This is a genomic window from Fusobacterium sp. (assembly GCF_019012925.1).
In the GTDB taxonomy this organism is placed as follows: domain Bacteria; phylum Fusobacteriota; class Fusobacteriia; order Fusobacteriales; family Fusobacteriaceae; genus Fusobacterium_A.
The window spans coordinates 1-23,465 of sequence record NZ_JAGIRL010000011.1; the positions used below are offsets into that span (position 1 = coordinate 1).

The 23,465-nt window shown below is 32.0% G+C and carries 21 protein-coding genes and 1 riboswitch; of the genes, 10 read left to right on the plus strand and 11 right to left on the minus strand.

The window, feature by feature from the left end; translation table 11 throughout:
• The first annotated feature begins 272 nt into the window (after window positions 1-272).
• The 3 genes from QZ286_RS01715 to QZ286_RS01725 are packed head-to-tail and all read left to right on the plus strand — an operon-like array spanning window position 273 to window position 2,807.
• On the plus strand, window positions 273-1,532 hold the full coding sequence (locus QZ286_RS01715) for a M20/M25/M40 family metallo-hydrolase (RefSeq protein WP_291255250.1): 1,260 nt from the start codon (window positions 273-275) through the stop codon (window positions 1,530-1,532).
• Complete coding sequence (locus QZ286_RS01720) at window positions 1,522-2,313, plus strand: DUF3100 domain-containing protein (RefSeq protein WP_291255251.1); 792 nt, start codon at window positions 1,522-1,524, stop codon at window positions 2,311-2,313. Before QZ286_RS01715 ends, QZ286_RS01720 begins: the two co-directional genes overlap by 11 nt.
• Window positions 2,313-2,807: a hypothetical protein gene (locus QZ286_RS01725; RefSeq protein ID WP_291255252.1), complete on the plus strand. Its 495-nt coding sequence runs from the start codon at window positions 2,313-2,315 to the stop codon at window positions 2,805-2,807. The genes QZ286_RS01720 and QZ286_RS01725 overlap by 1 nt, the downstream gene beginning before the upstream one ends.
• 63 nt (window positions 2,808-2,870) lie before the next feature.
• Here QZ286_RS01725 and QZ286_RS01730 read toward each other — a convergent pair whose 3' ends face one another.
• Window positions 2,871-4,256 carry an aminopeptidase gene (locus QZ286_RS01730; RefSeq protein ID WP_291255253.1) on the minus strand — a complete coding sequence of 462 codons (1,386 nt, stop codon included), beginning with the start codon at window positions 4,254-4,256 and terminating at the stop codon, window positions 2,871-2,873.
• A gap of 415 nt (window positions 4,257-4,671) precedes the next feature.
• Between QZ286_RS01730 and QZ286_RS01735 the strand changes: the two genes are divergently transcribed.
• On the plus strand, window positions 4,672-5,382 hold the full coding sequence (locus QZ286_RS01735; RefSeq protein WP_291255254.1) for a queuosine precursor transporter: 711 nt from the start codon (window positions 4,672-4,674) through the stop codon (window positions 5,380-5,382).
• Window positions 5,383-5,442: 60 nt separating this feature from the next.
• Here QZ286_RS01735 and QZ286_RS01740 read toward each other — a convergent pair whose 3' ends face one another.
• From QZ286_RS01740 to QZ286_RS01760, 5 genes are all read right to left on the minus strand, one after another.
• On the minus strand, window positions 5,443-6,837 hold the full coding sequence (locus tag QZ286_RS01740) for an amidohydrolase (protein ID WP_291255255.1): 1,395 nt from the start codon (window positions 6,835-6,837) through the stop codon (window positions 5,443-5,445).
• A 53-nt stretch (window positions 6,838-6,890) separates the two neighbouring features.
• Window positions 6,891-6,988, minus strand: a riboswitch (purine riboswitch).
• 51 nt (window positions 6,989-7,039) lie between these two features.
• On the minus strand, window positions 7,040-8,233 hold the full coding sequence (locus QZ286_RS01745; RefSeq protein WP_291255256.1) for a coenzyme F420-0:L-glutamate ligase: 1,194 nt from the start codon (window positions 8,231-8,233) through the stop codon (window positions 7,040-7,042).
• 152 nt (window positions 8,234-8,385) lie between these two features.
• Window positions 8,386-9,585 (minus strand): phosphoglycerate kinase, encoded by a 1,200-nt coding sequence (gene pgk, locus QZ286_RS01750; RefSeq protein ID WP_291255257.1) that lies wholly within the window; start codon window positions 9,583-9,585, stop codon window positions 8,386-8,388.
• A gap of 96 nt (window positions 9,586-9,681) precedes the next feature.
• Window positions 9,682-10,689 (minus strand): type I glyceraldehyde-3-phosphate dehydrogenase, encoded by a 1,008-nt coding sequence (gene gap, locus QZ286_RS01755; RefSeq protein ID WP_291255258.1) that lies wholly within the window; start codon window positions 10,687-10,689, stop codon window positions 9,682-9,684.
• A 210-nt stretch (window positions 10,690-10,899) separates the two neighbouring features.
• A complete protein-coding gene (locus QZ286_RS01760; protein WP_291255259.1) occupies window positions 10,900-11,769 on the minus strand; it encodes an RluA family pseudouridine synthase in 870 nt (289 codons plus the stop codon).
• A 200-nt stretch (window positions 11,770-11,969) separates the two neighbouring features.
• Here QZ286_RS01760 and hemA point away from each other — a divergent pair, with 200 nt between their 5' ends.
• The 6 genes from hemA to QZ286_RS01790 are packed head-to-tail and all read left to right on the plus strand — an operon-like array spanning window position 11,970 to window position 18,082.
• Window positions 11,970-12,977 carry a glutamyl-tRNA reductase gene (gene hemA, locus QZ286_RS01765; protein ID WP_291255260.1) on the plus strand — a complete coding sequence of 336 codons (1,008 nt, stop codon included), beginning with the start codon at window positions 11,970-11,972 and terminating at the stop codon, window positions 12,975-12,977.
• Window positions 12,977-13,876, plus strand: a complete 900-nt coding sequence (gene hemC / locus QZ286_RS01770) for a hydroxymethylbilane synthase (RefSeq protein ID WP_291255261.1) — start codon at window positions 12,977-12,979, stop codon at window positions 13,874-13,876. The genes hemA and hemC overlap by 1 nt, the downstream gene beginning before the upstream one ends.
• Window positions 13,869-15,335 carry a uroporphyrinogen-III C-methyltransferase gene (gene cobA / locus QZ286_RS01775; protein WP_291255262.1) on the plus strand — a complete coding sequence of 489 codons (1,467 nt, stop codon included), beginning with the start codon at window positions 13,869-13,871 and terminating at the stop codon, window positions 15,333-15,335. The genes hemC and cobA overlap by 8 nt, the downstream gene beginning before the upstream one ends.
• Before the next feature lie 15 nt (window positions 15,336-15,350).
• Window positions 15,351-16,328, plus strand: a complete 978-nt coding sequence (gene hemB / locus QZ286_RS01780) for a porphobilinogen synthase (protein ID WP_291255263.1) — start codon at window positions 15,351-15,353, stop codon at window positions 16,326-16,328.
• A gap of 10 nt (window positions 16,329-16,338) precedes the next feature.
• Entirely contained in the window at window positions 16,339-17,646 is a 1,308-nt protein-coding gene (gene hemL / locus QZ286_RS01785; RefSeq protein WP_291255264.1) for a glutamate-1-semialdehyde 2,1-aminomutase, read from the plus strand.
• Window positions 17,636-18,082, plus strand: coding sequence for a bifunctional precorrin-2 dehydrogenase/sirohydrochlorin ferrochelatase (locus QZ286_RS01790; protein WP_291255265.1), 447 nt, complete (start codon window positions 17,636-17,638; stop codon window positions 18,080-18,082). Before hemL ends, QZ286_RS01790 begins: the two co-directional genes overlap by 11 nt.
• 72 nt (window positions 18,083-18,154) lie before the next feature.
• On the opposite strand, the gene spoVG is transcribed toward QZ286_RS01790, so the two are convergent.
• From spoVG to mfd, 5 genes are read right to left on the minus strand one after another with little or no spacing between them, the layout of a single operon-like run.
• Window positions 18,155-18,436: a septation regulator SpoVG gene (gene spoVG / locus QZ286_RS01795; RefSeq protein WP_291255266.1), complete on the minus strand. Its 282-nt coding sequence runs from the start codon at window positions 18,434-18,436 to the stop codon at window positions 18,155-18,157.
• Between the two features lie 33 nt (window positions 18,437-18,469).
• On the minus strand, window positions 18,470-19,324 hold the full coding sequence (ispE, locus tag QZ286_RS01800; protein ID WP_291255267.1) for a 4-(cytidine 5'-diphospho)-2-C-methyl-D-erythritol kinase: 855 nt from the start codon (window positions 19,322-19,324) through the stop codon (window positions 18,470-18,472).
• Complete coding sequence (locus QZ286_RS01805) at window positions 19,324-19,614, minus strand: RNA-binding S4 domain-containing protein (protein ID WP_005886217.1); 291 nt, start codon at window positions 19,612-19,614, stop codon at window positions 19,324-19,326. The genes ispE and QZ286_RS01805 overlap by 1 nt, the downstream gene beginning before the upstream one ends.
• A gap of 37 nt (window positions 19,615-19,651) precedes the next feature.
• Complete coding sequence (mazG, locus tag QZ286_RS01810; protein ID WP_291255268.1) at window positions 19,652-20,422, minus strand: nucleoside triphosphate pyrophosphohydrolase; 771 nt, start codon at window positions 20,420-20,422, stop codon at window positions 19,652-19,654.
• Window positions 20,403-23,381, minus strand: coding sequence for a transcription-repair coupling factor (mfd, locus tag QZ286_RS01815; RefSeq protein WP_291255269.1), 2,979 nt, complete (start codon window positions 23,379-23,381; stop codon window positions 20,403-20,405). The genes mazG and mfd overlap by 20 nt, the downstream gene beginning before the upstream one ends.
• Between the last annotated feature and the right edge of the window lie 84 nt (window positions 23,382-23,465).

A 23,465-nucleotide genomic window follows, 5' to 3' on the forward strand; every position in this document is an offset into this window, starting at 1 on the left:
CGTTCAATCTATTTAACTCAGTAAAATTTACTGATAATTTACACCAATTTATTGTTGTGTTTGCATTTATTGTCTTTCTCTATTCTGTTGCTAATGTCCTTAACATTATTTTGTCTCGCTTTCTCGCGGACAAGATATATAGTACCACATATACAAAGTTTCGTCAATACCTTTTTTTAATTTTTTTATTCTTTGTAAAATATATCTTTATAAAATCCTCATCTAATGATACAATACTTTATAAGATTTTTATTTATGAAAGGTGGTTATTAATGTCTGATTTTAAAGAGATTTTAACTCTAGCAGAAGAGATTTATTTCAATCCTGAACTTGGATTTAAGGAGAATAAAACTTCTCAATTAATACAAAATTTTATAAAAAAAGTTTATCCAAAGGGAGAGATTATAAAATTTGCTGAAACTGGGGTTAAATTTAATTTAGGAGAAAAAAAAGCTTTACATATAGCTTTGATTGCTGAAATGGACGCAGTGTATACTCCTTCACATTTTCATGCTGATAAGCTAACTGGAGCTGCTCACAACTGTGGTCACTATTCTCAAGTTGCCATTATGTTATCTCTTCTAAAAAAATTGATCACTGATGAAGAGTATAAGAGATTAGATTTTTCATTGGGATTCATCTTTACTCCAGCTGAAGAGTATTTAGATTTAGAGTATAGAAAAGAGTTACAAAGAGAGGGAGTGATCTCTTTTTTAGGAGGAAAACCAGAAGCTATTAAACTCGGAATTTTTGATGAATATGATTTAGCTATTGCTGTTCACTCTATGGGTGGGGAGTTAGATAGAAGAAGTATTGAGTTAAATTGTAATCTTGCTGGATTCCTTTATAAATATTACACTTTCAAAGGAAAACCTGCACATGCTGGCTTTGCTCCACAAGCTGGAGTAAATGCTTATAGTATGTCCACTCTTTTCAATACTGCATTAGGACTTTATAGACAGCAAATTGATGAAAAATTTATGGTAAGGATAAATCCTGTAATTATGGAATCACATATGGGAACAAATGTCATTCCTGACAAGATAAAAATTGGAACTGATATAAGAGCACACTCAGTTGAATACATGTTAGAACTCTCAAAGAGATTGGATACTATGGCTAAATGCTCTGCTGAGGCTTTAGGTGGTGAAGTAGAGATCGAAACTGATATGGGATATCTTCCTTTTATTCAATCTCGTTACCTTTCTAATTTTGTTAGAAAAAGTTTTGAAGAGTTTGAAGAGATTGAGTATTGTAAAGATAACTCTCCTGTAAGTGCTGCTGGAGATATTGGAGATCTCTCTTATATCCTTCCTTGTATACAGATTGGATACAACGGATTCATAGGAACTTTTCATGGTAGCGATTTCATTCATAAGGATAGTGAGTATATTTTCTCTATTTTCCCTAGATTTCTTTTAAAGGTCTTGAAAGATATGAGTGGAAAAATTGATAAAAACAGTTTATATAAAAGAAGTTATGAAGATTATAAAAATACAATATTAAATTTTGGAGGATTAGATGAAAAATAAAAATTTACCTTTTTTAATAATCTTTTCAGTTATTGTTATACTTGTAGCTGAGATTATTGGTTTTAGAGTTATTGCTATTGGAAAGTTTAAAATTGGACTTCTTCCACTACTTTTTGCCTTAATAATAACTATGTTTTTAGCTCTTAATGTTTTTAGAAAAGGGATAATCAGTAAGATCTATACTGAGGAAAATGTCAATTTTGCTGGAAAATATCTTATTATTATTATGTTACCACTAATGGCTAAATATGGAGCTGATGTTGCTCCTAGATTGAAAGAGATACTATCTATAGGTTGGATCTTCTTAATTCAGGAACTTGGAAATGTTGGTACTGTTATAATTGGACTTCCTATTGCACTACTTATTGGATTAAGAAGAGAGGCTATCGGATCAACTCTAGGATTGGGAAGAGAGGGTGAACTTGCATATATCTCTGAAAAATACACTCTTAACTCTGATGAGGGACGTGGAGTTCTTTCAATGTATATCTTTGGTACCCTTTTTGGGGCGATATTCTTCAGTATAATTGCACCTATATTTTTAGAAATGGGATTTAGAGTAGAGGCTCTTGCAATTGCATCTGGAATGGGATCTGCTAGTATGATGACTGCAGCTAGTTCCTCTCTTGCTGCTATTCACCCTGAAAAAGCTGAAGTCATTAGAGCCTATGCAGCTGCTAGTCAGTTATTAACAAGTTTTATAGGTACTTTTACAATGGTTTTTGTTGCTGTACCTTTACAAAAATTTATGTATAACAAGTTAACTGGAGGAAAAAAATAATGAATAAAAATCTATTTGAAAATTATTTTATAAAAAATATTTTAATCTTAATTCTTAGTCTTTCATTGATTCTTTTTACTCAATGGATAAAGGTTTTAAAATATGGTGCAAATGGACCTCAAATTACTACTTATACATTTATTGGACTATTTTTTCTTGGTTTATTTGCAATTATAGGAATTACAATTCAAAGAGTGTTACAATGTGTACCTATTAAATTTATAAGAGAGTTCCCTATTCTAGGTTGGGTATCTATTACATCTCTAATATTTTGTATGGCTAGTACAGAGGTAATCAAAGCTATTAACTCTGTTGACTTTCTATCAATAACTACTCCAATACTTACTTATGCTGGAATCTCTGTTGCTAACAAGTTAGGAACTTTAAAGAGCCTTTCTTGGAAAGTAGCAATTACTGGGGTATTTGTTTTTGTTGGAACATATTTAGGATCAGCAACTTTAGCTCAATTTGGATTATTTCTTTCTAATAAATAATATAAATTAAAACAAATGCAAGGAGCATATACCAATATCGGTATATATTCCTTGCATTTTTATCTATCCTCTAGTATAAAAAACTTTATATGCTCTATATGTTTCATAAACATCTAATTTTGAAGAGACTTCAAATGGTGAGTGCATAGCTAATAGAGCTGGTCCTATATCTATAGTTCTAATTCCTAAGTGAGCTAGATACATTGCTACTGTACCTCCTCCACCTTCATCTACTTTTCCAAGCTCTCCTATCTGCCAACAAACATCAGCATCATTTAATAGCTTTCTAATCTTTCCTACATATTCAGCATCAGCATCATTAGTTCCACTCTTTCCTCTAGCTCCTGTATATTTTGTTACAACTACTCCAAATCCAATTTTTGCAGCATTTTGAATATCATGTACCCCTTTAAATATAGGATCTACTCCTGCATTTACATCTGAAGATAGAGATTGAGAGTTCCATAGTACCCTTCTTAACATCATCTCTGTGAAATTTCCCTTAACTTTTTCTACAATATCACCAGTAATGTATGCTAGATAATCTGATTTAAGTCCTGTACTACCTGAAGATCCTATCTCCTCTTTATCTGCCAAGAAACAGATTGCAGTTCTCTCTGGAATCTCTTCTAAATCAACTATAGCTCTCATAGATGTATAACCACAAATTCTATCGTCCTGACCATAAGCTCCTACCATAGATCTATCAAAACCAATATCTTTAGCTTTTCCCGCTGGTACTAATTCCAATTCAGCTGAGATAAAATCCTCTTCTACCATACCATAATCTCTATTTAAAATCTCTAATATTGCATATTTAACGCTATCTTTAATCTCTTTATTCTCTATTGTACTAGGTATACTTCCTACTATTATCTGAAGCTCTTCACCTTTTATTACCTCTCCACTTTTTCTTTCACCTTGAATTTTAGCTGCTAAGTGAGGTAATATATCTGGAATAGTGAATACAGGATCCTCATCTTTTTCACCTATTGTTATCTCTACACTCTCTCCATTTTCTAAGATTACTACCCCATGAAGTGCTAGTGGAAGAGATGCCCATTGATATTTCTTTATTCCACCATAGTAGTGAGTTTTCATATAAGCTAATTCAAACTCCTCATATAGAGGATTTCCTTTTAAATCCAATCTTGGAGAATCTATGTGTGATACAACATAATTTACTCCATTTTCAATGTCATCTTTTCCAATTACTGCTAATACAAGGTTTTTACCTCTATTTACATAGTATACCTTATCCCCAACTTGTAAACTTTTTTTACTCTCTGCTGGAACAAACCCCTTTGCCTCAACAAATTTTACTCCCTCTTTTACAAATTCTCTCTCAGTTTTTCCCAAATCTAAAAACTTTTTATACTCATCACAAAAATAAAATATCTCTTTTTTTTCATTGGATTTAATCCAACCATTTTCGTTTTTATACTGCATGTTACCCTCCATATTATATATTTTATTTTCTTTAGCTACCTCTAGTATAGCACAAAAAAATAAAAATCCCTCTTCTTTTTTGAAAAAGGGATTTTTATTTAATTACTAATCTATATAAAATATTTTGGGGAAAGATTTATGATATATTTATACTATTTTTTATTGACATTTTCGTGAAAATTTTAAGTAAAAATATAACTATTGACAATTTTAGTTTTTTAATATATACTTTTTTTTGAAAATTAAATAAATTCTTGTATTTACAAGGAGATGTTCTACACAGACAAACCATCTATAAAAAACTAGGCCAAATTTTAAAATAAGTTATTTATTTTTAAAGAGCAGAGTTTTTCTGCTCTTTTTTATTGATTGCTATTTTATTTTCCTAGTTTTAATAATATTTTAGGAGGATAAAATGGATTTTAGAAATGAATTACTTTGGTTCTGTATGTTAGTTGTTAACTTTGGTCTAATACTTTTTGCTTATAAAAAGTTTGGAAAATTTGGATTGTATGCTTGGATTCCTGTATCAACTATATTAGCTAATATTCAAGTTGTTTTATTAGTTGACCTATTTGGATTTGGAACTACTTTAGGAAATATACTGTATGCTGGTGGATTCTTAGTTACAGATATTCTAGCTGAAAACTATGGTAAAAAAGATGCTCAAAGAGCTGTATACCTTGGTTTTTTCTCACTTATTGCAATGACTCTTATTATGCAGATAGCAGTATCTTTTACCCCATCAAATATTGAAGAGGGAATAATAACTTTCAATGGTGTTAAAAGAGTTTTTGACTTTATGCCAAGAATTGTTGTAGCCTCACTTATCTCTTACCTTATCTCACAAACTCACGATATTTGGGCTTACGAGTTCTGGAAGAAAAAATATAGTGAACCTAAACATATCTGGATAAGAAATAATGCGAGTACTATGGTTAGCCAACTTATTGATAATGCTTGTTTCACACTTATCGCTTTCTATGGTGTTTATCCTAAAGAGGTTTTAATCGAGATATTCCTAACTACATACTTTATGAAATTCTTAGTTGCAGTTTGTGATACTCCATTTGTATATATAGCCCACCATTTAAAAAAGAAAAATTTAATAGAACAATTATCATAAATCTGATTAAAAAGAGCAAGTTATACTTGCTCTTTTATTTTCAATCTAAACCTCTATATTTTATAGAGTTTTAGCTACCTCTTCAACTTTTTTCTTAAACTCTGTCATCTCTTTAATAACTTTTTTAGAATCAATAGTTTTTATCTCTCTATCTTCAACAATTAATTTTCCATTTACTATAACTGTATCTACATTACTTGCATTAGCTGAATATACTAAAGCTGAATAAGGATCGTAAATTGGATTCATATTTACAGATTTTGTCTCAACTATTACTACATCTGCCAATTTCCCAGCTTCTAAACTTCCTAACTCCTGCTCTCTATGAATAGCTTTAGCTCCACCAATTGTTGCCATCTCTACAGCTTTTTTTGGAGGTAGTGCTGATCTATCTTTAGAGTTTAATTTATGAACCTTTGCCACATATCCCAACTGTCCAATTATATCCAATGTATTTCCACTCATAGGACCATCAGTTCCTAATCCAACTCTCAATCCCTCATCATGCATCTTTAGAGCTGGTGAGATCCCCTTAGCAGACTTTATATTAGCTACCATATTATGAGCTAGCCCTACATCTCTTTTCTTTAAAAGCTCTATATCGCTATCTGTTACAAAGATGTTGTGTGCAGCTATAAGTCTCTCATTTAATAGCCCTAATGAATCTAAGTACTCTACAGGTGTCATATTGAACTCTTTTTTAAATTTAGCAAACTCTTTATCTGTCTCTGCAACATGCATTGATACAGGGGCATTGTATTTTTCAGAAACTCTTTTTATCTCCAATAACTCCTCTTTTGTTACTGTATGTGGAGCATGAGGTGCTAGCCCTGGAGTTATCAATTCATCATTCTGATATTTTTCAATAAGGGCAATAGCTCTATTTAAAGTTTCACCTTTATTTTTTCCATCAGCAGTAGGGTATTTTATTATATTTTGTGTCATTATTCCTCTTAGCCCGATCTCTTTTACTGCCTCTGCTGCACTCTCTTCAAATAGATACATATCCACCATTGTTGTCACTCCTCCAAGAGCCATCTCCATAGTTCCAAGTCTAGCTCCTAAATAAGCCATTTCAGGAGAAACCATCTTGTTTTCCAAAGGGAAGATATATCTATTCAATCTATCTGGTACATCATCAGCTAGTGATCTAAACACTGTCATTGCAACGTGAGTGTGAGTATTTATCATTCCAGGCATAACTATCCCATCTTCAGCATCAATAATCTTTTTAGCACTGTATCTCTCTAATAAATCCTCATTTCCAACTGAGATTATCTTATTGTCTTTTATAACGACAACTCCGTTTTCTACGATATCTCTCCCCTCATTCATAGTCAATACAGTACCATTTTTTATAATGATACTAGCTTCCTCTTTTCTTTCAACTAAAGATGTACATCCAACTAAGAACAAACTTCCAATTAAAATAACATTTTTTAAATACTTTTTCATTCAATCCTCCAAAAAAAAATCTCAATAGTTAAAGTACTATTGAGATCAATATAATAACAATTTCTTTAACTTATAGTATCAAATTTAAGGTTTGATGTAGAAACTTTTGGCCATATTCCAAATTTATATAAGGTTTTTAAATATTATCATATTTTTATTCTTTTTTCAAGCTCTATATTTTAATGTTATAGATCTTAAAATATTAGTCATCTATATAGTTGTCAAAATATCCTTGGATTAATATAATAGGTGTACCTTTATCTCCACTTCCTGAAGTTAAGTCACATAGTGATCCAATAAGATCTGTCAATCTTCTTGGAGTAGTTCCTTGAGTTATCATCTGTCCTTTTAGATCTGAATCTTTATTTTTAATAGCTTCAGCTACAGCTTTATGTAACTCTTCACCTTTTAAACCAGCTAAATCATTATCAGCTAAATATTTTAATTTTATCTCATTTGGTGTTCCCTCTAAACCATCAGTATATCCTGGTGATACAACTGGATCAGCAAGTTCCCATATCTTTCCTACTGGATCTTTGAACGCTCCATCTCCATAGACCATAACTTCCATATCTTTTCCAGTTTTTTCTTTTAACATTTTTTGAATCTTTACAGCTAACTCTCTACAATCACGAGGGAATAGTTTGATACTATCCTCAGTAGCTTTATTTGATCCTAACAATCCATAATCTTCATTGTATCCACAACCATTTATAGATTCTGTTAATATCTCATCCATTCCATATACTATTTTTGCCCCTGATTTTCTTAGTAATTTTTTAGTTCTCATACGAGTATGGATATCACAGTTTAATACACAATCTGTATATTTTAAGATTGCTGTAGGGTTGTTAGCAAAAATTACCTCAACTTCTGCCCCTTGTTCTCTTATTAATTCAGAATAGTACTGAATATAGTTTACTCCAGTAAATACGTGTACTGGATTACCAAATTTCTCTGTAAACTCAGCTTCAGTTAATACATCTGTCCAAGGGTTAACTCCTTTTTCATCTAATAAGTCATAATCTATAAAGTGGTTTCCTACCTCGTCAGATGGGTAACTAAACATCAATACAATCTTTTTAGCTCCCTTTGCTATTCCTTTTAAACATACAGAAAATCTATTTCTACTCAATATTGGGAATATCAATCCTATTGTGTTATCTCCATATTTTGCTTTTACATCTGTTGCGATATCATCAATTGTAGCATAGTTTCCTTGAGCTCTTGCCACTATTGACTCAGTGATAGCAACTACATCTTTATTTCTTAAAGCTATATTATCACTTTCTGCAGCTGCTAAAACTGCATCTACTGTAAATTTAGCAATATCATCTCCCTGCTTAATGATAGGTGCACGAAGCCCTCTTGATATAGTTCCTACTAATCTACTCATAATCTAACTCCTTCATTCCATTATATTTAAATATCTTAATACAGACCTATTATAACATATTTTTTGAAAAAATATTATCAAATTTTAAAAAAATAAAAGTAAAATAAAAAGGCTACTACAACTCTCTGTAGCAGCCTCTATATTATAAGTTATTATTTATTAGAAATAGATTCTACTCCAGGTAATACTTTTCCTTCTAAGTACTCTAATGAAGCTCCTCCACCAGTAGAGATGTGAGTAAATTTATCAGCATATCCTAAGCTTATTGCTGCAGCTGCTGAGTCTCCTCCACCTATTATCGTAGTTGCTCCTTTTAAGTTAGCTATAGCTTCACAAACTCCAATAGTTCCTTTTGCAAAGTTAGGCATTTCGAATACTCCCATTGGTCCATTCCATACAACAGTTTTTGCTCCAGAGATCTCTTTTGCAAATAACTCTACAGTTCCTTGTCCAACGTCTAATCCCATTTGATCAGCTGGAATCTCATCTACTGATACAGTTGTATGAGCTGCGTCATTGTTAAACTCTTTAGCTACTACTGTATCTATTGGTAGAACTAATTTTCCATTAGCTTTTGCTAATAACTCTTTTGCTAATTCTATTTTATCCTCTTCAACTAATGAAGTTCCTGTTGCTTTTCCTTGAGCTCTTAAGAAAGTGAACATCATAGCTCCTCCAACTAAAACCTTATCAGCTTTAACTAGAAGATTTTCTATAACTCCTATTTTATCAGATACTTTAGCTCCTCCTAATATAGCAACTAAAGGTCTTTCAGGATTATCTACTGCTCCACCTATAAATTTGATCTCTTTTTCCATTAAGAATCCTGCTGCAGTTTTTCCTTCTCCTATGTTAGCAGCTATTCCAACATTTGAAGCGTGTGCTCTGTGAGCAGTTCCAAATGCGTCATTTACAAATAGATCTCCTAATGATGCCCAGTATTTTCCTAATTCTGGATCATTTTTAGATTCTTTTTTACCATCTAGATCTTCGAATCTTGTGTTTTCGAACATCATGATCTCTCCATCTTTTAATTCAGCTACTGCTGCTTCTAATTCAGCACCTCTTGTAGCAGGAACGAATTTAACTGATTGACCTAATAATTCAGCTAATCTCTCAGCTACTGGTCTTAAAGATTTTTTTGCTAAATCCTCTTCAGTTTTAACTTTTCCTAAGTGAGAGAAAGCTATTACTCTTCCTCCATTTTCTAATACATATTTTATTGTAGGTAAAGCTGCAACTATTCTATTTTCATCAGTTATTTTTCCATCTTTCATAGGTACGTTAAAGTCTACTCTCATCAATACTTTTTGCCCTTTAACAATTAAATCTGTAACTATTTTTTTAGCCATTTAAATTGCCTCCCATTGATAATATCTTTCTTTAAAAAAGCGGAACTCTAAAGTTCCGCTATTCTATTTCTATTTAGTTATTCTCTGATTAGTTAATTATTTAGATAACTCAACAAATTTTTTAAGAGTTCTGATTAATTGAGAAGTATAAGACATTTCGTTGTCATACCAAGCTACAGTTTTAACTAATTGCTTGTCTCCAACTGTCATTACTCTTGTTTGAGTTGCATCAAATAATGATCCATAGTTGATTCCGATGATATCGCTTGATACTAACTCTTCTTCTGTATATCCGAATGACTCATTTGCAGCAGCTTTCATTGCAGCATTGATCTCTTCTACTGAAGTTGGTTTTGCTAAAACTGTTACTAATTCAGTTATTGATCCAGTAATTACAGGAACTCTTTGAGCAGCTCCATCTAATTTTCCTTTTAATGAAGGGATTACTAATCCGATAGCTTTTGCAGCTCCAGTTGTGTTAGGAACGATGTTTGCAGCAGCAGCTCTTGCTCTTCTTAAATCTCCTTTTCTGTGTGGACCATCTAATGTATTTTGGTCATTTGTATATGCGTGAATTGTTGTCATTAATCCTTCTACGATTCCAAAGTTATCCTCTAAAACTTTAGCCATTGGTGCTAAACAGTTAGTTGTACAAGAAGCTCCAGAAATAACTGTTTCTGTACCATCTAATATGTCGTGGTTTACGTTGTAAACTACAGTTTTAAGATCTCCAGTTGCTGGTGCAGATATAACTACTTTTTTAGCTCCTGCTTTGATATGAGCTTCTGCTTTTTCTTTCTTAGTGAAGAATCCAGTACACTCAAGAACAACGTCTACTCCTAATTCTCCCCAAGGTAACTCTTCAGGGTTAGCTTTTGCAAAAGTTTTGATCTCTTTTCCATTTACTACGAAAGCATCTTCTTTAACTTCGATAGTTCCATCGAATCTTCCTTGAGCTGAATCATATTTAAATAAGTGAGCTAACATGTGAGCATCTGTTAAGTCGTTGATTGCTACTACATCAAACTCAGGGTTTCCTACCATTAATCTTAATGCTAATCTTCCTATTCTTCCGAATCCGTTAATTGCTACTTTAACTGCCATTTCTATTCCTCCTAAAAATTTTTTTAACTATGTAAAATATTTTATGTTTTTCATCATCTACATAAAATATATAACAAGTTCAATTCTTTGTCAATTAACTCTTTTCTAATAATTTCATTAGAGTTAAATTTCATCTTTTTACGATTATTTTTTAATCAGTTATATTTCGTGTTCTATGTAACTGTACTATTTTTTTCCAATATGAATAATTTAGTTTTCTAGTAGTTTTTTCATATCTTCTGGGAGTTCCACTTCTACACTCTTTAGCTCTCCAGTTTCCACATCTGAAAATTCTGTTTTATAAGAGTGTAACATCTGTCTATCTGCTCTCTTATCTGCTCCACCATAGAGTTCATCTCCCAAAAGTGGATAACCTTCTAAAGACATGTGTGCTCTTATCTGATGTGTTCTTCCAGTTAACAACTCTGCCTCTATTAATGTCAGATTTTTATCAGGGAATCTCTTTAGTACTCTTATTTTAGTTTGAGCACTCTGTCCTCCCTCCTCTTCCTTTAGTTCAACTCTTCTAAGTTCATCTCCAATTTTTCCAATTGGTCTATCTATTAAAAATTCATCTTTCTCTACAATTCCCAAAACAATAGCTTGGTAAAACTTATTTACCACACCTTTCTCTTGAAGGTATGATTGAGCATAAGCATTTTTAGTTACTATTATTATTCCAGATGTATTCATATCAAGTCTATTATAGAATCTTGGTACCATAATTTTACCTGTAGTTTGTAAAAAATAGTTTACCACACCATTAGCTAATGTCTTATCAACCTTTTTCTGAGTTGGATGTACTATTATATACGGATCTTTATTTATAAGAAGTAAATTTTTATCCTCATAAGCTACCTTAATAGGTATATCCATAGGTTTTATCCCCGTCTCTTTCTCCTTCTCTCTTATGTGTAGTCTATTTAATTTTCTTACCTTTTTGCTGTTGTTTTTTACTCTTTTTCCATTTAGATATATCTCTAAATTTCTCAAACCTCTTCCTGAATATCCCTTTGTCTCCTTGAGATATGTTCCTATCTCATAACCATCATACTCAGGCTCTATTATATATTTTTTCATCAATTAATCCTCACACTATCATTCTTAATCATATAAATTTTTTATCATTATTCGTTACTAATTTTCTAAATTATATCATATTTTTCAAATTATTGTTAATTTTTTGTGAATAATATTATATAATATAACAGTATGATATAAGGTTGTTTTTATAAAAAATGTTGTTTAATTAAAGAAAGTATTTTAAGGAGAATATTTAAATGTCACTAAAAATTGATGAGATTGTAGCCTTTGGAATTTCTCATAAAGAGCTTACAACTGAAGAGAGAGAAGTATTTATTCAGCAAAATCCTGCTGAGATTATTAATAAACTTTTTTTAGAAAAAAAGATAAAAGGGTATATTAATCTATCTACTTGTCTAAGAGTAGAGTTTTATTTACAACTTGCCAACGATTTTTCAACAGAGGACTTACTTAGTGCATTTAAGGTAAAAAAGGGAATTTTTATTAAAAGAGGAGAGGAAGCTAGTGAGTATCTTTTCAAAGTTGCCTGTGGTTTTTTCTCAGTTATTAAAGGTGAAGATCAGATCTTAGCTCAGATAAAAAAAGCTCATGCCACTGCTTTAGAGGAGAAAACATCTTCTAAAATTCTAAATACCGTTTTCAATAAAGCTATTGATCTAGGTAAAAAATTTAGAACAGAGAGCAAGATTTGTCACAATGCACTTTCATTAGAAGCAATATCTTTAAAATTTATTAAGGATTCTATTGGATTTCTAAGTGATAAAAAAGTTTTTATCTTAGGAGTTGGAGATTTAGCACAATCTATACTATATCTACTTGTTAAAGAGGGAGTCAAAAATATTACAATTACAAATAGGACTTATCACAAAGCCCTTGAAATTAAAAGTATCTTTGATGTTGACATTGTTTCTTTTGAAGAGAAACTTCAAACTGTTCCTGAAAATGATGTAATTATTAGTGTTACTTCTGCACCACACCTAGTTCTAAGAACTAATGATTTACAACCTTTACTAAATAAGGATAAAAAATATCTATTCCTAGATTTAGCTGTACCTAGAGATATTGAACAATCTCTTGGAGATGCTGAAAATGTTTCACTTTTCACTTTAGATGATATTTGGGGAGTATATAATGAACATTTAGCAACTAGAGACTCTTTGATAGAGAGCTATAGTTTTATGGTTGACAAACAGATGGAAAATTTAAAAAAATGGTTTCAATATTATGAGGAGAGAACTGTATAATGAAAAAAAAGATAGTTATTGGTAGTAGAGGAAGTCTTCTTGCACTTGCTCAAAGTGAAATGATAAAAAAAAGATTGGAAGATAACTTTCCTGAAATTGAATTTGAGATAAAAAAGATAGTTACAAGTGGGGATAAAGATCTTGTAAGCAACTGGAATAATAGTGACAAGTCACTTAAAAGCTTTTTTACTAAAGAGATTGAGGTTGAACTTCTAAATGGTAGTATCGATCTTGCTGTACACTCTATGAAGGATATGCCTATTCTTTCTCCAGAGGGATTGATCTGCGGAGCAGTGCCAGATAGAGAGGATCCTAGAGATGTACTTGTATCAAAAAGTGGAAAGAGCTTAATGGAATTACCAGAGGGAGCTATTGTTGGTACTAGCTCATTAAGAAGAACTATGAACCTTAAAAATTTAAGACCTGACTTACAAATTAAACAACTTAGAGGAAATATACACACTAGATTAAATAAATTAAAAAATGAGGATTATGATGCAATTTTACTAGCAGCTGCTGGTTTAAAAAGAGTTGGATTGGAAAATGAGATCACTGAATATTTAGATCCAAATAGATTTTTCCCTGCTCCTGCCCAAGGAGTTTTACATATACAGTGTAGAGAAAATGATGAAGAGATAAGATCTATACTAAAATCTATACACAGAGAGGATATTGAAAGAGTAGTAGTTATTGAAAGAGAGTTTTCAAAGATCTTTGATGGTGGTTGTCACACTCCTATGGGATGCTACTCTGAAGTAAATGGAGATGAGATAACTTTCTCAGGTATATATTTTAAAGATGAGAAGGGGTATACTGCTCAAATTACAGAAAAACTTAATAAAGGAATATGTGTAGCTCAAGCTGTAGCTGAGTGTATAAAGGAGAAAATCAATGGATAAAAAAGGTAAAGTTTATATAATGGGTGCTGGACCTGGAGATGCAGAACTACTTACATTAAAAGGTAAAAGAGCTATTGAGGAAGCTGATTGTGTAGTATATGATAGATTAATTAATAATCGTATCCTTAACTATGCTAGAAAAGATGCTGAGATGATATATCTTGGAAAGGGAAACACTGAAGGTGGACTTATTCAAGATGAGATCAACGAAACAATTGTAAAAAAAGCTTTAGAGGGTAAAGTTGTAGCTAGAGTTAAAGGTGGAGATCCATTTGTATTTGGTAGAGGTGGAGAGGAGATTCAAGCTCTTTTTGAAAATGGAATTGAGTTTGAAGAGATTCCAGGTATAACTTCATCTATATCTGTTCCAGCCTATGCTGGTATTCCTGTAACACACAGAGGTATGGCTAGATCTTTCCACGTTTTTACAGGACATACTATGGCTGATGGAGATTGGCATAACTTTGAAGCTATTGCTAAATTAGATGGAACTTTAGTATTTTTAATGGGAATTAAAAATTTGCCTATCATTGTTGGAGATCTTATAAAAAATGGAAAGGATTCTAAAACTCCTGTAGCTATCATTGAAAAGGGAGCTACTGCTGATCAGAGAGTTACTGTAGGTACACTAGAAAATATCATAGAGTTATCTCTAGAGAAGAAGATTGTTCCACCAGCTATCACTATTATCGGTGAAGTAGTTAACCTTAGAGATACTTTTAAATGGTTTGAAACAACTCAACTTTTCGGAAAAAAAGTTTTAGTTACAAGAGATAGAAGACAAGCTGGGGAGTTCTCTAACAAGATTGAAAAAATGGGTGGAGTAGCTATTGAACTACCTTTTATAGAGATTGAATCGACTCTTGATAAATTGGATAGAGAGCAATTAAAGAGATACTCTGCTCTACTTTTTAATTCACCTAACGGTGTTAGAGAGTTTATGAATAAAGTTGAAGATATTAGAGATATTGCACATTTAAAAATAGGTGCTGTGGGAAGTAAGACTAAAGAGTTATTAGAGGGATATAAGATTAAAGCTGACTTCATTCCAGAGGAGTATCTAGTTGATAGATTGGCTGAAGAGTCTATTAAATATACTAATCCTGGAGATAGAATACTTATTATCACTTCTGATATCTCACCTTGTGATGTTGATAAATTTAATTCTATATATAATAGAAATTTTGACAAGATTGTTGCTTATAAAACTAAAAGAATCATCAGAGATAAAAAAGAGGTGCTTTCAAACTTAAAAAAAGTTGAGATCGTTACTTTTTTAAGCTCTTCTACTGTTGATGCTTTTATGGCAAGTATTGAGAATGATCTTGAAGCTGTTAAAGATATTAAATTTGCTTCTATTGGTCCAGTAACAAGTGACACTATGAGAAAATATGGACTTAACGTGGATTTTGAAGCAAAAGTTTATGATGTTAATGGTATTATTGAAGCTATAAAATAGCTAGGAGGATAGGATATGTTTACAAGAACAAGAAGACTTAGAGGATCAAAAACTTTAAGAGATATGGTTAGAAATGTAAATCTTCATTTAGATGAGCTAATATACCCACTTTTTCTTGAAGAGGGAGAGAACATAAAGGCTGAGATCGATTCAATGCCTGGACAATACAGATTCTCTTTGGATAGAATTGATGAGGAGTTACAAGAATTAAAAGATTTAGGAATTAAAGCACTTTTACTTTTTGGAATACCTAAAGAGAAGGATCCAGTTGGTTCACAAGCCTATGCTGAAGATGGAATAGTTCAACAAGGTATTAGACACATTAAGAAAAATTTTCCTAATTTTCTAATTATAACTGATGTTTGTATGTGTGAATACACTTCTCATGGACATTGTGGTATCCTCAATGGTTGTGATGTCAACAATGATGAGACTCTAAAATATTTAGCACAGATCGCCCTTTCTCATGCAAAAGCTGGAGCTGATATTGTAGCCCCTTCAGATATGATGGACGGAAGAGTTGAAGCTATGAGAACTATACTTGATGAGAACGGATTCACTTATCTACCTATTATGGCTTACAGTGTAAAATATGCTTCAAATTACTATGGACCTTTTAGAGATGCTGCTGATTCTGCTCCAAGTTTTGGAGATAGAAAAACTTATCAAATGGATTTTAGAAGTTCAAAAGAGTATTTTAGAGAGGTAGAATCAGATATTGAAGAGGGAGCTGACTTCATAATGGTAAAACCTGCTCTTGCATACCTTGATGTAATACATGCATTAAAAGATCTATCTCTTCCATTGGTAGCTTATAATGTAAGTGGAGAGTACTCTATGGTCAAAGCTGCTGCCAAGAATGGTTGGATAAATGAAAAAGGTATAGTGATGGAAAATATGTATGCTCTTAAGAGAGCTGGGGTTAATTTAATCATCACTTACCACGCAAAAGAGATCGCTCAATGGGTTAAAAATGGAGAGATCACACTTTAGGGAGGACAAAATGAATCACGAAATTTCAAAAGAGATATTTAAAAAAGCACAAAAATATATTCCTGGTGGAGTTAATAGCCCTGTAAGAGCTTTTAAATCTGTCAACAGAGAGGCTCCTATCTTTGCTTGTAAAGGTGAAGGTGCTAAAGTTTGGGACGAAGATGGAAATGAATATATTGATTTTATATGTTCATGGGGTCCATTAATCCTTGGACACAATCACCCTCAAATAATCAAAGGAGTAAGAGAGGCTATTGAACTTGGAAGCTCTTTTGGTCTACCTACAAAAAGAGAGGTGGAATTAGCTGAACTTATTACTAAATGCTGTCCCTCTATTGAGATGGTAAGACTTACTACTTCTGGTACAGAGGCTACTATGTCTGCTATCAGACTTGCTAGAGCTTACACTAATAGAAATAAGATTGCAAAATTTGAAGGTTGCTACCATGGACACTCTGACGCACTACTTGTTAAATCTGGTTCTGGATTACTTACTGAAGGTTATCAAGATAGTAACGGAATCACAGAGGGTGTGTTAAAAGATACTGTCACTGTTCCTTTTGGAGATCTTGAAACATTGACAAAAGTTTTAAATGAAAAAAATGTAGCTTGCTTAATTATGGAGCCTGTTCCTGCTAATATGGGGGTTATCTATCCTAATATTGAGTTTTTAAAAGCTGTTAGAGAACTTTGTACTCAAACAGGAACACTTCTTATATTTGATGAGGTTATCTCTGGATTCAGACTTTCTTTAGGTGGAGCTCAAGAGTATTTTGGAATCACTCCAGATATGACTACTCTTGGTAAGATAATTGGTGGTGGATATCCTGTGGGAGCATTTGGTGGAAAAGCTGAAATTATGCAACTAGTTGCTCCAGTGGGAAGAGTTTATCACGCTGGTACTCTATCTGGTAACCCAGTAGCTGTAAGAGCTGGTTATGAGATGCTTACTTATTTAAGTGAAAATAGAGAATCTCTATATAAAGAGTTAGAGAAAAAAGTTAATTATATAGTTGAAGGAGCTAAAGCTTCTGCTAAAAAATATGGAGTAAATATCGTTATTAATTCTATTGGTTCTCTTTTCACAATTTTCTTTACTGATAGAAAAGAGGTTAACAATCTAGAAGATGCACTATCTTCTAATACAGAAAATTTTGCTACATACTTTAATACTATGCTAGAAAATGGAATTATCTGCCCCCCTTCTCAATTTGAAGCTCACTTTGTTTCACTTGCACATACTCAAGATATCTTAGATAGGACTCTTGAGGTAATGGATATGGCTTTTAAAGCTATTGGTGAAAACAATGGAAAATAGATTTTTCCCCCTTTTTGTCAATATTACTGGAAAGAAAGCTCTAGTGGTTGGAGCTGGAAAAATAGCTATTAGAAAAGTAGAGTCATTAATTGAATATGGTGCTAGAGTTTCAGTTATTACTAGAGAGATTAAAGAGGAGAGATTTCTCTCACTTGAAAATATAAATATAAAAATAGGAGAGTTTGATGAAACTCTCCTTGATGATGTATTCATAGTTGTAGCTGCAACTGATAATCCAGAATTTAATAGGTATATCTATGAACTCTGTAACTCTAAAAATATCTTAGTAAACAGCATTACTTCAAAAGATAGTATGAATTGTCGTTTTGCTAGTATTTTAGAAACTGAGGAGTACCAGATTGGAATATCTGCCAAAGGTAATCCTACCAAATCCAAAGCTCTAAAAAATAGATTATTAACCATTATAGACAAATAAAAGTTTAAGATTAAAAAAAGTTACTATGGTGTTAACACACATCACAGTAACTTTTTTATATACTATATTTTATTATTCCTCTGTTATCTCTTCAGGTTTTGCCTCATTAAACTTAGCTATTACAGTGTCAGTTATCTCTTTTCTTAGCTCAGGTGTTATTGGGTGGACTATATCTTTATACTCCCCATCTGGCATCTTTCTAGACGGCATAGCTACAAACATTCCCTTTTGTCCATCAATAATTTTTAACCCGTGAATGACAAAACACTCGTCAAAAGTTACATCTGCATAAGCTTTTAACTTTAACTCATTTTCTCCCTTTACTGCTCTTAATCTTACGTCTGTAATCTTCATAGTTTCATGCACCTTCCCTTTTTTATGTAATCTTTATAAACTTCTGCAAAGATGTACTTCACAGTGTTGTAATTGCCCCTTTATAAATTCTACCATCTGTTTTCCATTTTTGGTAAACACATAATATGCACTTCCACTTCCTGACATAAAAAACTTCATATTAGGAATTCCCATAACTTTTTTTCTAAACTCTATTATATTTTCATCTTCAAGCAATAACCCCTGCTCTAAATGATTTTCAATACTTTTTTCTACCAGTGAGATATCATTATTTCTAAGTCCTGCTATTATATTATCTATGTTTGCATCTTTTTTATTATTGAGCATATACATATTTTTATAAGCCTTAGCTGTTGAAACTCCAAAATCTGGTTTAATAATAATTATATCGTCAGTGAGATTATTCTCAATCTCCTGAATATCCTCTCCTATTCCTCTCACTCTACTAGCTCTATTTATTATAAAGAAAGGGATATCAGCACCTATACTCTTTCCTATCTCCAATAGTTTCGGTACTGGAAAGAAATTATTGTGATAACGATTCAACTCTTTTAAGAAAAAAGCTCCGTTGGAACTTCCTCCTCCCAATCCAGCTTCGTGGGGAATACACTTCTCTAAATGCACACTTATCTTTCTTCTATCTAAACCACTCTCTCTATAAAATCTATCATAAACCTTCCAAAGAATATTTCTCTCATCTGTTGGAATATCCTCTTTGTTTGTAGTAATTGTTAACTCTCCTACCTCATCAAATATCTCTCCACTCAATCTATCTGATAAAGAGATTGGTAACATAACCATATCTAAAAGATGATATCCATTTGGTAAAACCCCAGTTACATTAAGTCCTACATTTATCTTAGCATTCGATTCTAAAGAAAAAACCATTAAAAAATATCCTCCTCACCATCTATATCCACAGTAATTCCTCTACTTTCTAATACATTAATAAGCTCTGATGTTCTCTCCTTGGCTACATTTCCAGTAGGAACTTCCAATATCTCAAATTTAAAATATTTGTTAAAATACTCCAGTTCCAATATCTGTCCGACTTTTACCTCAGTACTAGCCTTAGCAACCTTTCCATTCAATTTTGCTTTTCCACCATCTACAACTATCTTAGCTATAGGTCTTCTCTTTATTATTCTACTAACCTTTAAAAATTTATCTAATCTCATACTCACTCCTCTTTATACTATATATACTACATTTTTTTTATAAGTCAATCTCTTTTTTTGCTTCATTCCAAAAATTTTCTAGCTCATCTAGCTTAGCTTTCTTGACATCACACTTCTCCTCTACATATCTAAATCTTCTATCAAATTTCTTAATTGTTTTTTCTAGAGCCTCTGTGGCATCAACATCTAAAAATCTAGCAATATTTACTACTGAAAATAGTACATCTCCCAACTCTTCCTCAATATTCTTTCTATCTTTTTTTGAGATTTCGACTTTTAACTCATCTATCTCCTCATACAATTTCTCGATAACTTGATCTATATTTTCCCAATCAAATCCAACTTTACTAGCTTTTTTCTGAATTTTTTGTGCCTTAGATAGTGCTGGTAAATACTTAGGCACACCGTCAAGAGCTGATTTTCTATTCTCATGTAACTTCTCAGTTTTCTTTATCTCATCCCAATTTACCAAAACTTCATCAGTTGTTATCCCCTCATCTCTCTTCTTAAATACATGGGGGTGTCTTCTTATTAATTTTTCATTTATCTCATAAGCCACATCTTCAATATTGAATTTACCCTCATCTTCACAGATATCAGCTTGGAATACTAGATTCATTAAGACATCTCCCAATTCACCTTTATGCTCCTCCACATCTCCTTCCATAGCCTCTAAAAGTTCTGCTACTTCCTCTCTTAAACATGGTTTTAAACTTTCTAAAGTTTGTTCTCTATCCCAAGGGCAACCATTTTCCCCTCTCAATACCTTAATTATTTGAACAAGTCTTTCAAACTCTTTCATTTTCATCTTCTGCTCCTTCATAAATATTTATAAACTCTTCAATACTTCCATTATAATCCAATGTTTCTGTAGTTTTTTTATACTCTACAACTCTCTTTTGTATCAAATTTAACAAAACTTCAAATTTAACTCTTTCGTTATAGAATCTTATCTCACATTGATTTTTTCCCTTTATCTCTCTAGCATATTTTATTCCTAATTTTCTAGCTCTTAATTTTAAAGCTAGATACTTAAACAATCCCTGTGCTTCAACTGGCATCTTTCCAAATCTATCCTCTAGCTCCTCAGCTAAAATTTTTAATTCACTTATATTCCTACTCTCTGAAATTCTTCTATAAACTCTAACTTTCTCGTTCTTATCTATATACTCATTTGGAATAAAGGCTGGATAATTAACTTTAATCTCAATATCATCAAGCCCCTCTTCAAACTCTCCCTTTATCTTAGCAATCTCATCTTGTAACATCTTCATATATAGAGTGTAGCCAAAAGTTTCCAAAGCTCCATGTTGCTTCTCTCCTAATATCTCTCCTGCCCCTCTTATCTTCATATCTTCCATTGAGAGCTGTAGTCCTCCTCCACCTATCTCCTCTAGATTTTTTATGGATTCCTCTCTCTCTTTAGCTTTCTTTCCTACATATTCCTTAGTTAAAATATAACAATAACCCTGTCTATTTCCTCTTCCAATTCTTCCTCTCAACTGATATATTTGAGATAATCCCAATTTATCCATTCTATCAATTATCATTGTATTAGCATTCTCAATATCAATTCCATTTTCTATTATTGTAGTTGCTAGTAATATGTCTAGCTCTCCATTTTCAAAATCTTTGATCTTATCTTTTATCTCTTTAGGTAACATCTGTCCATGGACATAACCTATTTTTAAATAATCTGGTAGCATCTTGCTCAGCTCTTCAGCCTTCTTCTCTATTCCTTTTACAAAGTTATAGATATAGAATACCTGCCCCTCTCTTGCTATCTCCTTCATTATAATATCTTTTATATTGGGAATTGAACCCTCTATAAAATTAGTTACTATAGGTTTTCTTCCCACTGGAGGAGTATCTATTACTGAAAGATCTCTTATTCCCAACAGAGATAGGTTTAATGTTCTTGGGATTGGAGTAGCTGTTAAAGTGAGCATATCCACACTATATCTTACTTTTTTTAGCTTCTCTTTAGCTTTAACTCCAAATTTTTGCTCCTCATCTATTATTATTAAGCCCAAATCTCTAAATTTTACATCTTTTGATAAAAGTCTATGCGTTCCTATGATTATGTCAACTGCTCCACTCTTAATGTTTTTTAATGTTTGTGTCTGCTCTTTAGATGTTGATAATCTACTTAATAATTCAATAGTTACAGGGTAGTTTTTCATTCTTTCACTAAATCTCTCATAGTGCTGTTGAGCTAATACAGTTGTTGGTACCATTAACCCCACTTGTTTTCCCTCCATAGCACACTTAAAAGCTGCTCTTATTGCTACCTCTGTCTTTCCAAACCCAACATCTCCACACACTATTCTATCCATTATCCTAGTTGATTCCATATCCCTTTTTACATCTTCTATAGCCTTCATTTGAGACTCTGTCTCTCTATATGGAAAACTCTCTTCAAACTCCTCTTGCCAAATTGTATCTGGTGCAAAAGAGTAGCCTGCTTTCAAATCTCTTTGAGCTTGTATCTCTACGATCTCTCTTGCAAAAACTATTAGTTCCTCTGATATTTTTTTATATTTCTTTCTAAAACCTTTTCTTCCCAACTTGAATATCTCTGGAATCTCTCCAGAAACTGAAACATACTTTCCTATCCTTCCAATACTTTCAACTGGAACAAAGAGTTTATCCTCATCAGCATACTTTATTTTCAGATAATCATTTCCGTCTATCACTTCAATCCCTAAATAGAGACCAACTCCATAGAGTTCATGTATGATATAATCTCCCTCTTCGATCTCAAGAGGAGTCTTATATCTCAACATTCCCTTATCTTTTCTATCTCTTTTTACTCTAATTCCCTTTAACTCTCTATCTGTAAGAACTATTGTATCTCCCTCTTGATACCCCTCAAACAATGGGTATTTCTCAAAACTAAAGTTCTCTCCTAAAAATATCTCCCTATATCTCTTTTCCTCTTCAGATACTATTTTTATTTTTAAATTTTCAGATTTTCCTAGATTTTTAACATACTCTTGATTTTCAAACTCTCTTAACTCTTCATTGGTAAATTTCTTTATCTCTATATGTTCAGACAGTTTAAGTAGATTTTCATATTTTTCTAGAATAGGACTCTCTTCCAAATTTTTTTCTTCAATTATCTCACTCAATTTATATCTCAATAATTCTGTATTCTCTACAAAAAATTTAGTATTCTCTTGTGATTTAATCAGATCTAAAAAATCTGTTTTCTTCTCTTTATTACTGTTTATATACATATAAAGATCATCTTTTTTCTCTATGCTCTTCTGACTCTCAATATCAAAATATGTCACTCTCTCTATCTCATCATCAAAACCAAGCTCTATTCTCAACGGATTATCACTATCTTTAGGAAATATATCTATTATATCTCCTCTCATACTATATTGATTTCTTCCCTCTACTAGATAGCTTTTTTCATAGTGGTTACTCTCCAACTCACTCAATAACCTCTTTATATCCAGACTCTCTCCAACTTTAAATCTATATTTTTTCCCTTCTATAAAATAATCTCTCAAATAAGCTTCTAAAGAGATTAAAATTATATATCTCTCTTTTAAGTTCAATATCTCTAAAAGATCATAATTATCCTTTTCCAACTCCTCTGAATACAAACTGCTCTCTAATTTTATTACATTTCCCCTATATATATCTTTCAACACGTAGTAATAGTCCTCTATATTTCTATTTGATGAACATAGGTAAACTATATTTTGATCATATTCATTTAATAAAAATGGAATTTTTCCTCTATATTCTAACATATCCCCTCTGAAACTATCCTCCTTTCAAAAGCTTAATTATACCTTATATTTTACCCTCAATTTTATCTATTTGTAAAGAAATAT